The sequence below is a fragment of the Halomonas sp. JS92-SW72 genome (assembly GCF_003547075.1).
Lineage (GTDB): Bacteria > Pseudomonadota > Gammaproteobacteria > Pseudomonadales > Halomonadaceae > Halomonas > Halomonas alkalicola.
Map to the genome: position 1 here is coordinate 1999992 of NZ_CP032147.1, position 11796 is coordinate 2011787.

Annotated in this window: 14 protein-coding genes; 3 read left to right on the plus strand and 11 right to left on the minus strand. The window is 70.8% G+C overall.

Annotated features, from left to right (window positions below; all coding sequences use genetic code 11):
* Positions 1 to 3: 3 nt before the first annotated feature.
* From glpE to D1793_RS09345, 7 genes are all read right to left on the minus strand, one after another.
* Positions 4 to 324, minus strand: coding sequence for a thiosulfate sulfurtransferase GlpE (gene glpE, locus D1793_RS09315; protein WP_119021922.1), 321 nt, complete (start codon positions 322 to 324; stop codon positions 4 to 6).
* Positions 325 to 365: 41 nt separating this feature from the next.
* Positions 366 to 1184: a symmetrical bis(5'-nucleosyl)-tetraphosphatase gene (locus D1793_RS09320; RefSeq protein WP_119021923.1), complete on the minus strand. Its 819-nt coding sequence runs from the start codon at positions 1182 to 1184 to the stop codon at positions 366 to 368.
* A 37-nt stretch (positions 1185 to 1221) separates the two neighbouring features.
* A complete protein-coding gene (apaG, locus tag D1793_RS09325; RefSeq protein ID WP_205527677.1) occupies positions 1222 to 1611 on the minus strand; it encodes a Co2+/Mg2+ efflux protein ApaG in 390 nt (129 codons plus the stop codon).
* Positions 1612 to 1616: 5 nt separating this feature from the next.
* On the minus strand, positions 1617 to 2447 hold the full coding sequence (rsmA, locus tag D1793_RS09330; protein ID WP_119021924.1) for a 16S rRNA (adenine(1518)-N(6)/adenine(1519)-N(6))-dimethyltransferase RsmA: 831 nt from the start codon (positions 2445 to 2447) through the stop codon (positions 1617 to 1619).
* Between the two features lie 187 nt (positions 2448 to 2634).
* The gene (pdxA, locus tag D1793_RS09335; RefSeq protein WP_119021925.1) at positions 2635 to 3678 is read right to left on the minus strand and encodes a 4-hydroxythreonine-4-phosphate dehydrogenase PdxA; all 1044 of its coding nucleotides are present in this window, start codon (positions 3676 to 3678) and stop codon (positions 2635 to 2637) included.
* Positions 3678 to 4352 (minus strand): SurA N-terminal domain-containing protein, encoded by a 675-nt coding sequence (locus D1793_RS09340; RefSeq protein ID WP_119021926.1) that lies wholly within the window; start codon positions 4350 to 4352, stop codon positions 3678 to 3680. The genes pdxA and D1793_RS09340 overlap by 1 nt, the downstream gene beginning before the upstream one ends.
* 41 nt (positions 4353 to 4393) lie before the next feature.
* Positions 4394 to 6829, minus strand: coding sequence for an LPS-assembly protein LptD (locus tag D1793_RS09345; protein WP_119021927.1), 2436 nt, complete (start codon positions 6827 to 6829; stop codon positions 4394 to 4396).
* Between the two features lie 156 nt (positions 6830 to 6985).
* On the opposite strand from D1793_RS09345, the gene D1793_RS09350 reads away from it, so the two are divergent.
* The 3 genes from D1793_RS09350 (at position 6986) to D1793_RS09360 (ending at position 9191) form a co-directional block, all read left to right on the plus strand.
* Positions 6986 to 8008, plus strand: coding sequence for a phosphotransferase (locus D1793_RS09350; protein ID WP_119021928.1), 1023 nt, complete (start codon positions 6986 to 6988; stop codon positions 8006 to 8008).
* Positions 8005 to 8667, plus strand: coding sequence for an N-acetylmuramate alpha-1-phosphate uridylyltransferase MurU (gene murU, locus D1793_RS09355; protein ID WP_119021929.1), 663 nt, complete (start codon positions 8005 to 8007; stop codon positions 8665 to 8667). The genes D1793_RS09350 and murU overlap by 4 nt, the downstream gene beginning before the upstream one ends.
* A 104-nt stretch (positions 8668 to 8771) precedes the next feature.
* Complete coding sequence (locus D1793_RS09360) at positions 8772 to 9191, plus strand: OsmC family protein (RefSeq protein WP_119021930.1); 420 nt, start codon at positions 8772 to 8774, stop codon at positions 9189 to 9191.
* Between the two features lie 41 nt (positions 9192 to 9232).
* Here the strand turns inward: D1793_RS09360 and coq7 are convergent, their stop codons facing one another.
* From coq7 to D1793_RS09380, 4 genes are all read right to left on the minus strand, one after another.
* The gene (gene coq7 / locus D1793_RS09365; protein ID WP_119021931.1) at positions 9233 to 9877 is read right to left on the minus strand and encodes a 2-polyprenyl-3-methyl-6-methoxy-1,4-benzoquinone monooxygenase; all 645 of its coding nucleotides are present in this window, start codon (positions 9875 to 9877) and stop codon (positions 9233 to 9235) included.
* 169 nt (positions 9878 to 10046) lie between these two features.
* Positions 10047 to 10388, minus strand: coding sequence for a histidine triad nucleotide-binding protein (locus D1793_RS09370; RefSeq protein ID WP_119021932.1), 342 nt, complete (start codon positions 10386 to 10388; stop codon positions 10047 to 10049).
* Positions 10389 to 10425: 37 nt separating this feature from the next.
* A complete protein-coding gene (locus D1793_RS09375) occupies positions 10426 to 11298 on the minus strand; it encodes a phosphoribulokinase (protein WP_119021933.1) in 873 nt (290 codons plus the stop codon).
* On the minus strand, positions 11298 to 11738 hold the full coding sequence (locus D1793_RS09380) for an acyl-CoA thioesterase (protein ID WP_119021934.1): 441 nt from the start codon (positions 11736 to 11738) through the stop codon (positions 11298 to 11300). The genes D1793_RS09375 and D1793_RS09380 overlap by 1 nt, the downstream gene beginning before the upstream one ends.
* Positions 11739 to 11796 lie beyond the last annotated feature (58 nt).

Genomic DNA, 11796 nt, shown 5'->3' on the forward strand with positions numbered 1-11796 from the left:
GGCTCAGGCCTCCACGCGGTCGGGGTGGCGAAGCTGCCACTCGGTGAAGCCGCCGTCGAGGCTGTAGACCTCGGACAGCCCCTGGCCGGCCAGCCAGGCGGCAGCCTGCTGACTGGAGTGACCGTGATAGCAGACCACCACCACCGGCCGCTCGGCAGGGGTCTCGTCGAGGAAGGCGCCGACGCTGTCGTTGTCCAGGCGCCGGCTGCCGGGGATGTGCCCCTGGGCGTAGCTCATGGGGTCGCGGATATCGACCAGTGCCGCCTCACGGCCCTCGTCGAGCCAGGCCTGCAGGGTCGGGATATCGAGATGCTGGAAGCTCATGGTGGCCTCTCGTGGTCAGGGCTTGAAGGGTATCGCCGGCGTCAGCGCCGCCGGCTGGGCACGCTTGTGCGCTCGCCGCTCTCGAGGTCCAGGGCGGTGAGCGCTCCGCCCCACACGCAGCCGGTATCCAGGGCCTGGGCGTCGACGCGACTGTGCGGGGTCGCCCCCTGAAGGGCCGCCCAGTGGCCGAACAGCAGCCGGGCGTCGTCGCCGCGGGGGTACTGGAACCAGGGGGCGAAGCCCGGCGGGGCGCTGTCGAGCCCCTCCTTGGCGGAGAAGTCGAGCCTTCCCTCGGCATCGATGAAGCGCATGCGGGTGAAGACGTTGACGATGGCCCGCAGCCGGTCGACGCCATCGAGGTCGTCGCGCCAGAGCGCCGGGGCGTTGCCGTACATGCGCTCGAGGAAGGCGCCGGCATACTCGCCGCCGAGCACGGCCTGGACCTCCCGGGCCAGGCCGGCGGCCTGGTCCAGCGACCACTGGGGCAGCAGGCCGGCGTGGGTCATCAGGGTGTCCTGCCCGAGGGTATCGCGCACCAGCAGCGGCCGCGACTGCAGCCAGTCCAGCAGCGCCTCGCGGTCCGGCGCGGCGAGAATGGCGTCCAGGGTGTCCTTGCGGTTGAGGGCGGCGCCGCCGCGGGCCACGGCGAGCAGGTGCAGGTCGTGGTTGCCGAGCACCACCCGGGCCGCCTCGCCCAGCGCCATTACCTCGCGCAGGCAGGCCAGCGACTCGGGGCCGCGGTTGACCAGATCGCCCGCCAGCCACAGTCGGTCGCGGCGGGGATCGAAGTCGAGGGCCTCGAGGAGCTCGACGAACTCGGCGTGACAGCCCTGGAGGTCGCCGATGGCATAGGTGGTCATGGGCGCTCCCTGTGTTCCGGTTCAGACGCGGCGGATGTCAGTGTACCTGGTTGGGACCGGCCAGGCGGAAGGGGGCGATGGCCACTTCGAAGGGGCGCTGGGAGGCGGTATCCACGCAGGTATAGTCGCCCTCCATCACCCCCACCGGGCCATCGAGGATCGCCCGGCTGGTGTAGCGGAACTGCTGCCCCGGCCCGATCATCGGCTGCTGGCCCACCACCCCCTTGCCGCGCACCTCCTGGACCTTGCCGCTGCCCTGGGTGATCTTCCAGTGGCGGGCCATCAGCTGGATGCTGTGGCGCGAGGCATTGTGCACCGTCACCGTGTAGCTGAAGACGTAGCGCCCCTCGGCCGGTGCGGACTCCTCCTCGCGGAATTCGGGCTCCACCTCGACCCTGACCTGGCCCTGCAGGGCCTCGGGCAGCATCGGCCTCATGTCGACACCTCCTCGCCCGCCTCGACGCCGCTGGCGGCCAGGTGGTTGGCGATGCGCACGAACTCCTCCACCGTGAGGGTCTGGGGGCGGCGGGCGGGATCGATGCCGAGCACCTCGAGCGCCTCCGCCGAGATGCGCCCCTTGAGGTTGTTGCGCAGGGTCTTGCGGCGTTGGCCGAAGGCCTCGCGCACCAGGGTGAAGAGCAGCGCCTCGTCGGTAGCCGGATGGGGCAGCTCGGCATGGGGCGTCAGGCGCACGATGGCGGAGTCCACCTTGGGCCGGGGCACGAAGGCCTCGGGCGGCACCACGAACAGCGACTCCACCCGGCAGCGGTATTGGGCCATCACCGAGAGCCGCCCCCAGTCGGGGCCGCCCGGTTCGGCGGCCAGGCGCTCCACCACCTCCTTCTGCAGCATGAAGTGCATGTCGGCGATGGCATCGCCGGACTGCAGCAGGTGGGCGATCAGCGGGGTGGAGATGTTGTAGGGCAGGTTGCCCACCACCCGCAGCCGCTCGCCCTCGCCGCGCAGGGCACGGAAGTCGAACTTGAGGGCGTCGCCCTCGTGGATCACGAAGCCGGGGTAGTTGAAGAACTGCACCCGCAGCCCGGGGATCAGGTCGCGGTCGAGCTCGATCACCTCGAGATGACCCTCGGCGGCCTCCAGCAGCGGCTCGGTGAGGGCGCCCTGGCCGGGGCCGATCTCCACCAGGCGCTCGCCGGGTCGCGGCCCGATGGCGCGCACGATGCGCGAGATGATGCCGCGGTCACGCAGGAAGTTCTGGCCGAAGCGCTTGCGGGCCCGGTGAACCGGGGGGCGAGATGACATTCAGGGGTGTCCTTCTATATCTGTCTTAGATGCGGTAGTGACTTCAATGCGGGGCTGGTCTGGCGGCAAGCCTGCAAGCGGGGCCGGCCTTCCGGAGGCGCTGTCAATACATCCTTGTACGCTACCGACGCCATCCCTGGCGTAGGACCTCCTCTTTGGCTTGCCCCCAGCGCCCCTCGCGTTGGTATTAAAAAGAACTTCCGGCCATCTCGGCGGCCAGCGCCACGGCCACCCGCAGGCTGCCGGGGTCGGCGCGCCCCGTACCGGCGAGATCCAGGGCGGTGCCGTGATCCACCGAAGTGCGCACGAAGGGCAGCCCCAGGGTGATATTGGCCGCGCTGCCGAAGCCGGCGTACTTGAGCACCGGCAGGCCCTGGTCATGATACATGGCCAGCACCGCGTCGACCCCCTCGAGGTGACGCGGCGTGAACAGGGTATCGGCGGGGAGCGGGCCGTCCAGCCGCAGCCCCTCGGCACGCAGCGCCGCGAGCGCCGGCTCGATCACCTCGAGCTCCTCGCGGCCCAGGTGGCCACCCTCGCCGGCGTGGGGGTTGAGCCCGCACACCGCGATGCGCGGCGCCGGGAGGCCATACCAGCGCTTCAGCTCCGCATCGAGGATGCGCAGCACCCGGGAGAGGCGCCCGGCGGTGATGGCATCGGCCACCTCGCGCAGCGGCAGATGGGTGGTGGCCAGCGCCACCCGCAGCGCCGGCGAGCCCCGCCAGCCGGGCCGGGTGGCGTGCAGGGCGCGGTCGGTGGCGAGCATCATCACCACCTCCTCCACCCCGCAGGCGTCGCGCAGGTACTCGGTGTGACCGGTGAAGCCGACGTGGCCGGCATCGAGGATCACCCCCTTGTGCAGCGGCGCGGTGACCATCCCCGCGGCGTGGCCGGCGCGACAGGCGGCGATCGCCACGTCCAGGGTCTCGAGCACGTAAGCGGCATTGGCCGCGTCCAGCTCGCCGGGGAGGGACGGCGCCCGCAGGGCCACCGGCCACACCGGCAGTCGCCCGGGAGCGGCCTCGGGCACCGCCTGGCCGGGGGCGAGCTCGAGCGGCTCGAGGGCGATGCCAAGCCCGGCGGCGCGCTCGGCCAGAAGCCCCGGGTCCCCCACCGCGACCACCCGGGACGCCGGCAGTGACTGGGCCGCCAGCATGACGGCGAGCTCCGGGCCGATGCCGGCCGGCTCGCCGGTGGTCAGCGCCAGCAGCGGGGGCTCGGCCAGCGCCATCAGCGGCCGTCGAGCCGGTTGTCGACGAAGGCCTGGGAGCGGATCTCCTGCAGCCAGACCTCCAGCTCCTCGTTGGCGCGACGCTGGAAGAGTGCCTGCTGGGCCTGCTGGCGGCTGGCGCCCTCCTGCTCCATGAAACGCTCCACCTCCCGATCGGAGAGGTTGACCCGGCTGCCCACCCGGCGCTGCTGCAGCTCGCGCAGCACCAGTTCGCGGCGGATCTCCTCGCGCACGGTGGCGAGTGCCAGGCCGTCGGCCTCCAGGGCGTCGGCAAACTGCTCAAGGCTCATGCCGTTGCTCTCGGCGATGGCCCGCACCTGGCGGTTGAGCTCGGTGTCATCGATGGAGAGCCCGGCCTCGCGGGCCATCTGCAGCTGGATCTCCTCGAGGATCATCTGCTCGAGGAGCTGCTCGCGCAGTACCCGCTCCGGGGGCAGGTCGATCTGCTGGGCGGTGAGCTGGCTGCGGGTCTGGGCCACCCGCTCCTCCAGTTCGCTCGCCATGATGGCGCCCTGGTTGACCACCGCCACGATGCGATCCAGCGACTGGCGCTGGATCGACTGGAACTCCTGGGCCTGGACGCTCAGCGGCACGGCGGCCAGCCCCAGCGCCAGGGCCAGGCCGGCGGCCATCAGGGGGGTGCGCCGGCGGCTCACTGTCTGCTTATGTGTCATCTTTCCTCTCTAGAACTTGGCAACGGCGGGTGGCGCCCGGGTCAGAAGGCGGTGGAGCGATAGCCCGGGATGGCCTCCTCGAAGTAGCTGTCGGCCTCGCGGCCTACGCCGCCGAGACCCTTGAACACGAAGCGCAGGAAGATCCCGCGATCGGTGAAGTCGTCCTCCACCCGAGCCGTGTCGTTGTCGTCGACCCACTCCCGCCAGACCAGCTGCAGACCATAGCAGCAGTCGTTCCACTGCACACCCGCCAGCTGCTCCAGGGAGCGGTCGTTGGTGTGGTCGTAGAGGAAGCGGCCGATCAGGTCGACGCGGTGGTTGGCCTTCCAGGCGAACGACAGGTCGTACTCCTCGCGGTTGAAGTCGCGGAACTCGTCGTCGCCCGGCTCGGCCGAGGGATCGAAGCCTTGGAGCTCCCAGCGGTAGCCGAGGTTCAATGCATGGCCCGCCGGGGATCGGTACTGCAGGTCGAGGGAGGTGCGCTCGGTCTGCTCGAAGTTGTCGTCGTAGAGCCACTGCCAGCGGGTGCGCCAGCGGTCGGTGATCTGCCAGTCGGCCTGCGCCACCACCGGCGAGCGGTCCCGGGTGGCTCGGTACCAGCCCTGGAAGTCCCGATCGGGGTCGGGAATCACGTCGGGATCGCCATTCATGTCGATGGTGCGATCCTCGAAGTAGTAGGCCTGGCCGACCCCCACGGCGACGCGCTCGCGGCCGCGGGCGTCCTCCAGCAGCCGCGACTCCACCCCCAGCGAGAGGCGATTGAGGTCGCCGACGCGGTCGCTGCCGGAGAAGCGATGGGGCGACCAGAGCTGGCCCCAGGAGAAGGCGCGCTCGCTGGTATCGAAGTCGGGGAACTCCGACTGATCCCGGGCCGGCACATAGGCGTAGTTGGCGCGGGGCTCCAGGGTCTGGCGGTAGCCGCTCCCCCCCAGCTCCAGCTCGCGCTCGAAGACCAGGCCGCCGTCGAGGGAGGCCACCGGCACCTCGCGGGTCAGGGAGGTGTCGCGGTCGGTCTCGCGCTCGCCGTAGTCGAGCTCGTAGGCGGTGGCCAGCCACTCCAGGCGCGGCTCCAGGTGCCCCCAGCTCTCGTCGAAGCGCCAGCCCATCGCCGGCGTCAGGTGCAGCCGCGAGCCGATGGCGGACTCCCTCTCCAAGGGAATACTGTTCTCGTCCACGTCGCGCCAGAAGTAGGTGTAGTTGGAGCCCCACTGCTGGTAGAAGCCTCCCTGGTTCCAGCGCGCACTGGCGGAGAGGCTCGGCAGCCGGTAGAAGGGCTTGTCGCGGTCGGCCAGGGGGTCGTCCAGCTTCTGGAAGCCCTGGGCCCGGGCGTCGAGGCGCCAGACGTCGCCGCGGTAGTCGATCTGGGCCAGGCGCGGCATGGCGGAGGTGTTCTGCTCGGCGAAGTCGCTGCCGAAGTCGTCGAAGTAGCGGCCGTCGCTGGCCGCCCCGTAGCGCAGCTGGTAGCGGCTGCGCGGATTGAGGGTGCCGGCGTGGCGGTAGTCGATATACCAGCGGTCCTCGCCCTCGTAGCGGCGCGAGGCGGCGTTGGGGTCGTCGCTGGACCCGCCGTCGTCGCTGCCGAGGAAGGCCCCCTCGATCTGGCCGGCATCGCTGGGGAAGAGGTAGCGGTACTCGCCGCCCAGCAGCAGGCCGCGGTCGGTGATCCAGCGCGGCGTGATGGTGGCGTCGTGGTTGGGCGCGATGTTCCAGTAGAAGGGCTGGGCGTAGTCCACGGCATCGCTGGAGATCCCCACGGCCGGCCACAGGAAACCGGTGTGGCGGCGATCGTCGATGGGAAAGCGCACCCAGGGCCAGTAGAAGACCGGCACCCGCCCCAACTCGAGCCTTGCATTGCGGGCGGTGCCGAAGCCGCTCTCGCGGTCGAGCACCACGTCGCCCCCCACCAGGCGCCAGAGGTTGTCGCCGGGGTCGCAGGTGGTGAAGCTCGCCGAGGAGAGCCGGTAGCGACCATCCTCCAGGCGCTCCAGCTGCAGGGCATCGCCGCGCAGGTGGCGGTCGTGGACCACGTAGTGGGCGTTGTCGATACGCGCCGCATCGCTGACCAGCGACAGCTCGGCGGCCTCACCGCGCACCAGCAGGTTCTGGTCGCGCAGCGCCAGGGGACCCTCGGCGAAGGCGCGCTCGCGGCTGCCGGGCACTCGCACCTGGGGGGTCTCGAGCTGGGCGGTGTCGCGACGCAGCACCACCTCGCCGCGCAGGATCGTCTCGCCATCCTCGCCGTAGCTGGCGCTGTCCGACTCGCTGGCCACGCGCCCCGGCGGCGGCTCGGCAAGGCGGTAGTCGGGCATCACGTAGACGCCGCGGCACAGGGCGCCGGCGGGGCGGTCATCGCCCCAGGGGCGGAAGTCCAGCGACTCGGCGGGCAGGGAGGCGGGCGAGGCCGCCGCATAGGGAGCGCCGGCCAGGCTCAGGGTCGCCAGGCCGGCCAGGGCCGTCCATGAGAGTCGCTTGCCCATGTTCCTCGATGTCCTTGGCGGGGTGAATCGGTATTATACAGGCCGCACCGCGCCAGTGCTGCCGGCGGACCACGCAGCGCCCAGCATGCGGCGAGCCCCCGCGGCCGTCAACCGACCCGCCGCCGGACCCTTCACGTCACCCAGGAGCCAGCCACCATGTCCGACGCCGCCCCCTCGCGCCTCGCGCTGCTCAGCCGGTGGGCCGCCGAGCGCCACGGCCTGCCGGCCGGAGAGATCGACCTGCGCCTGGCCGCCGGCGACGCCAGCTTTCGCCGCTACTATCGGCTGTCGCTGCCGGGTGGCGTCACCCGCATGCTGATGGACGCCCCGCCGGAGCAGGAGGACAGCCACCCCTTCGTGGCCATCGCCCGGCGCTGGGCCGCCGCCGGCCTGCCGGTGCCACGTCTTCACGGTGAGGACCTCGCCCGCGGCTTCCTGGAGCTCGATGACCTGGGCGACACCCCCCTGCAGGCCTGCTTCGGCCACGAGGACGACGCCGCCACCCTGGCCTGGCACGAGCGGGCCATTGCCCTGATCCATGCGCTGCAGAACCGCGCCGGCCCGGACGAGCTGCCCCGCTTCGACAGGGCCCTGCTGGGCCGCGAGCTCGATCTCTTCCCCGAGTGGTGCCTGGGCGAGTGGCTGGATCTGGCGCCGCCGCCCGGGTGGGGCGACCTGCGCGAGGCGCTGATCGCCTCGGCCCTGTCTCAGCCGGTGGTCACGGTGCACCGCGACTATGACGCCATGAACCTGATGGTGCACGGCGACACCCTGCACCTGATCGACTTCCAGGACGCGGTGGCCGGCCCGCTCAGCTACGACCTGATCTCGCTGCTGCGCGGGCGCTACTGCCGCTTCGACGCCGACCGCTTCGCCACCTGGGTGGAGGCCTTCCGCCGCCGCGCCCAGGCCGACGGCCGCCTGCCCGCCGGGGTGGAGGCGGCCACCTTCCTGGCCCAGGCCCAGGCCATGGCCGCCCAGCGCTCACTGAAGGTGCTGGGGATCTTCTGCCGGCTGACCCTGCGCGACCACAAGAGCGGTTACCTTGAGCGCCTGCCCCACTTCCTGGGCCATCTGGAGGAGAGCCTGGCAGGGCTCGACGGACACGCCAACGTCAAGGCCTGGCTGGCCGACACCTTCCGCCCCGCCCTGGCGGCGCGCCTGGAGGGCGCGGCATGAAGGCGATGATCCTGGCCGCGGGGCTCGGCACCCGCATGCGCCCACTCACCGACCGCTGCCCCAAGCCGCTGCTGCCGGTGGGCGGCCGGCCGCTGATCGTCCACCACCTGGCGCGGCTGCGGGTGGCGGGCATCACCGAGGTGGTGATCAACGTGAGCTACCGCGCCGAGCAGATCATGGCCGCCTTGGGCGACGGCGCCGAGTACGGGGTGCGGATCGCCTGGAGTCGCGAGGGGGCGCCGCTGGAGACCGGCGGCGGCATCCGCCAGGCGCTGCCGCTGCTCGGCGAGGCGCCCTTCCTGCTGGTCAACGGCGACATCTGGTGCGACCTCGACCCGGCCGACCTGCCCGCCCTGGGCGACGACCTGGCGTGCCTTGCGCTTGTGACCAATCCCGACCACCACCCGACCGGCGACTTCCATCTGGACGCCGCCGGCCGCGTGCACGCCGAGGGCGAGCCGCGCCTCACCTTCGCCGGCATCAGCCTGATGCATCCCGCGCTGGTGGCCGCCGAGCCCCCCGGCGCCTTCGCCCTGGCGCCGCTGCTGCGCCGCGCCATGGCCGCGGGTCGGGTGGGCGGCCACCACCATCGCGGTGAGTGGATCGACGTGGGCACCCCCGAACGGCTGGCCGAACTCGACCGGCGCCTGCGGGGCTGAAGGACCCCCTCTCCGACCTGTCCCCGGCGCCTCTCGTTATGGGCAGCTGCGATCCACCTGTATGCTAGCCATCCTTAACCGACAATCGAAAAGGAACCCTTGCCATGAAAGCCAGCGTGAAATGGACCGATGGACGTCAGTTCGTTGCCGAAAGCGGCAGCGGCCACAGCGTGGTGATCGACGGCCCGCCAGACCACGGCGGCCGCAACACCGGCCCGCGCCCCATGGAGATGCTGCTGATGGGCCTGGGCGCCTGCACCTCCTTCGACGTGCTGGAGATCCTCGAGAAGTCCCGCGCCCCGGTGAGCGACTGCGTGGCGAGCCTGGAGGCGGAGCGCGCCGATGACGTGCCCAGCGTCTTCACGAAGATCCACGTGCACTTCACCGTCACCGGCAAGGGGCTGAAGGAGAAGCAGGTGCAGCGCGCCGTGGAGCTCTCCGCGGAGAAGTACTGCAGCGCCTCCATCATGCTGGTAAAGGGCGGCGTCGAGGTGACGCACTCGTATACCATCGTCGAGGAATAGCGCGGCTGACCGTATACAGCGGCTGACCTGGCGCTCGGCGCCTAGACCCGATAGACGCTCTTGGTCATTACCTTGGACATCAGCGTCATGCCGAACTTGACCGGGGCGGGGAAGCGGGCGCCGCCGGCCTCCAGCGCGAGCTGGGCATGGTGGGCCTCGTCGATGGCCATCTGGCGCAGCACCGCCCGGGAGCGCCGATCCCCCGCCGGCAGCTTCACCAGGTGGTCCTCCAGATGGCGGCCCACCTGCTCCTCGGTGGCGGCCACGAAGCCGAGGCTCACACGGTCGCCCACGGCCCCGGCCACCGCGCCGATGCCGAAGGAGGCGGCATAGAAGAGCGGGTTGAGCAGGCTGGGGCGGTCGTGCAGCTCGACGAGCCGCTCGTCGCACCAGGCCAGGTGGTCGATCTCCTCCCTGGCCGCCTCCTCCATCTGGTCACGCACATCGGGCAGCTTCGCGGTCAGCCCCTGGCCCTGGTAGAGCGCCTGGGCGCACACCTCGCCGGTGTGGTTGATGCGCATCAGCCCGGCCGCATGGCGGCGCTCCTCCTCGTCCATGGGCGCATCCTGCACCTCGGGGGTCGCCGGTGACGGCCGCGACGCCTGGGCGGCATGGGGCACCAGGGTGCGCAGCACGGTATCGAACTGGTGGATCAGGTTGTCGCTGGGAGAGAGCTTGCGGTTCATGACGACCTCGTCGCGCCTCGGTCCGGAATGGATGCCCCATTGTAGCCGAGGGCCCCTGCCGCCTGCAGCACCGCCCCAAACGGCCGACGCCACCTGGCGGTGGCGTCGGAAGAAGCTGCACCCGATGCGTCGAACGCCTGGGCTTGCGCGGTTGCCCGCAGGGCGCCGGCTAGCCAGCCGGCCAAGTGAAGCGTCGACCGCCCATCAGGTGCATATGAATATGGTAGACCGTCTGGCCGCCGTCGTCATTGCAGTTCATCACCACCCGATAGCCCGCCTCATGGAAGCCCCGCTCGCGGGCCAGCCCGGCGGCCACGATGGGCAGCCGGCCGACCAGGGCGCGGTCGCCCTCGTCGAGGTCGTTGAGGGTGGCGATATGGCGCTTGGGGATCACCAGCAGGTGGGTCGGGGCCTGGGGAGCGATGTCCTCGAAGGCCAGCACCTCGTCGTCCTCGAAGACGATGGTGGCGGGGATCTCGCGGTTGACGATCCGGCAGAACAGGCAGGCCATGGCGTCTCTCCCTGGTCGGGGCTCTGGAGGGTGGGGCTCAGCGGAAGCGGCGCTGGGCCAGCAGGTGGCGCACCAGCGGCGCGAGGATCAGCTCCATGGCCAGCGACACCCGCGCCCCTGGCACCACCAGGGTATGGGGACGGCTCATGAAGGAATCCGGAATCATCGCCAGCAGGTAGGGAAAGTCCACGGTGGCGGGATCGCGGAAGCGGATCACCGCGAAGGACTCGGCATCGGTGGGGATATCCTGCACCTCGAAGGGGTTGGAGGTATCCACCGTGGGGACTCGCTGGAAATTGATGTGGGTGCGCGAGAACTGCGGCTGGATGTAGCGCACGTAGTCGTCCATGCGCCCGAGGATGGTGTCGATCACCGCCTCCTGGGAGTGGCCGCGCAGCTTGGTGTCGCGCACGATCTTCTGGATCCACTCCAGGTTGATGGTGGGCGCCACCCCCACCAGCAGATCCACATGGCGCGCGATGTCGTGCTCGGGCGTCACCAGGCCGCCGTGGAGCCCCTCGTAGAAGAGCAGGTCGGTGCCGTAGGGCAGCGGCTGCCACTCGGTGAAGGTGCCGACCCGGTAGCCGGCCTCGATCATCCGCTTGTCCTCGGCGTGGATATAGTGGCGATAGGTGCCGCTGCCCTGCTCGCCGTACTCCTGGAACAGCGCCTCGAGCTCGTCGAGCAGGTTGGCCTCCACGGCGAAGTGGGAGAGCTCGTCCTTGCGCTCGGGCTCCTCGCGGAAGATCCGCGCCAGCTCCTCCCGGGTATAGCGATGGAAGGCGTCGCCGTCGACCACGGCGGCATGGACGTCCTCGCGGGCGAACATGCGCTCGAAGGAACGCTTGACCGTGGTGGTGCCGGCACCGGAAGAGCCGGTCACGGCGATGATCGGATATTCGCGGGACATCAGGCGCCCCCCGCTCCGGCAAGCGCCGCGACCACGGCCTCGGGCACCGCCACCGGGCGCCCGGTGGCCGGGTCGACCAGCATCACGTTGAGCCGGGCGGTGGCCACGGGGCGGCCGCCCTCGGCGTGGCGCACGCGGTGGTAGACGGTGATCGCCCGCCCGGCGGGGGTCGGGATCGCCGTCTCCACCATCAGGGCATCGGGCCAGCGCGCCTCGGACTGGTACTGCACGGCGAGGTCCGCCACCACGCTCGGGTAGCCGCCGAGGTCCCACTCGGTGAGGCCCAGGGCACCGAAGGCCTGGATTCTCGCCTCATGGAGCAGCGACACCAGGGTGTCATGACCCAGATGGCGGCCGTAGTTCATGTCGGTGACGCGCACCGTCAGCGGATGACGGTGCACGATGGCCGTCTCGGGAAACTCGAGCCTGACGCGCTCCATGCCTGCCTCCTTGTATCGCTCTTGTTGTGGTCGAGGGCGCTTGCGAGTAGGGGTGGCC

What these genes read in the sequence shown, in the direction of transcription:
- glpE (WP_119021922.1), bottom strand. Translation starts at nt 324, where the DNA reads ATGAGCTTCCAGCATCTCGATATCCCGACCCTGCAGGCCTGGCTCGAC.
- D1793_RS09320 (WP_119021923.1), bottom strand. Translation starts at nt 1,184, where the DNA reads ATGACCACCTATGCCATCGGCGACCTCCAGGGCTGTCACGCCGAGTTC.
- apaG (WP_205527677.1), bottom strand. Translation starts at nt 1,611, where the DNA reads ATGCTGCCCGAGGCCCTGCAGGGCCAGGTCAGGGTCGAGGTGGAGCCC.
- rsmA (WP_119021924.1), bottom strand. Translation starts at nt 2,447, where the DNA reads ATGTCATCTCGCCCCCCGGTTCACCGGGCCCGCAAGCGCTTCGGCCAG.
- pdxA (WP_119021925.1), bottom strand. Translation starts at nt 3,678, where the DNA reads ATGGCGCTGGCCGAGCCCCCGCTGCTGGCGCTGACCACCGGCGAGCCG.
- D1793_RS09340 (WP_119021926.1), bottom strand. Translation starts at nt 4,352, where the DNA reads ATGACACATAAGCAGACAGTGAGCCGCCGGCGCACCCCCCTGATGGCC.
- D1793_RS09345 (WP_119021927.1), bottom strand. Translation starts at nt 6,829, where the DNA reads ATGGGCAAGCGACTCTCATGGACGGCCCTGGCCGGCCTGGCGACCCTG.
- D1793_RS09350 (WP_119021928.1), top strand. Translation starts at nt 6,986, where the DNA reads ATGTCCGACGCCGCCCCCTCGCGCCTCGCGCTGCTCAGCCGGTGGGCC.
- murU (WP_119021929.1), top strand. Translation starts at nt 8,005, where the DNA reads ATGAAGGCGATGATCCTGGCCGCGGGGCTCGGCACCCGCATGCGCCCA.
- D1793_RS09360 (WP_119021930.1), top strand. Translation starts at nt 8,772, where the DNA reads ATGAAAGCCAGCGTGAAATGGACCGATGGACGTCAGTTCGTTGCCGAA.
- coq7 (WP_119021931.1), bottom strand. Translation starts at nt 9,877, where the DNA reads ATGAACCGCAAGCTCTCTCCCAGCGACAACCTGATCCACCAGTTCGAT.
- D1793_RS09370 (WP_119021932.1), bottom strand. Translation starts at nt 10,388, where the DNA reads ATGGCCTGCCTGTTCTGCCGGATCGTCAACCGCGAGATCCCCGCCACC.
- D1793_RS09375 (WP_119021933.1), bottom strand. Translation starts at nt 11,298, where the DNA reads ATGTCCCGCGAATATCCGATCATCGCCGTGACCGGCTCTTCCGGTGCC.
- D1793_RS09380 (WP_119021934.1), bottom strand. Translation starts at nt 11,738, where the DNA reads ATGGAGCGCGTCAGGCTCGAGTTTCCCGAGACGGCCATCGTGCACCGT.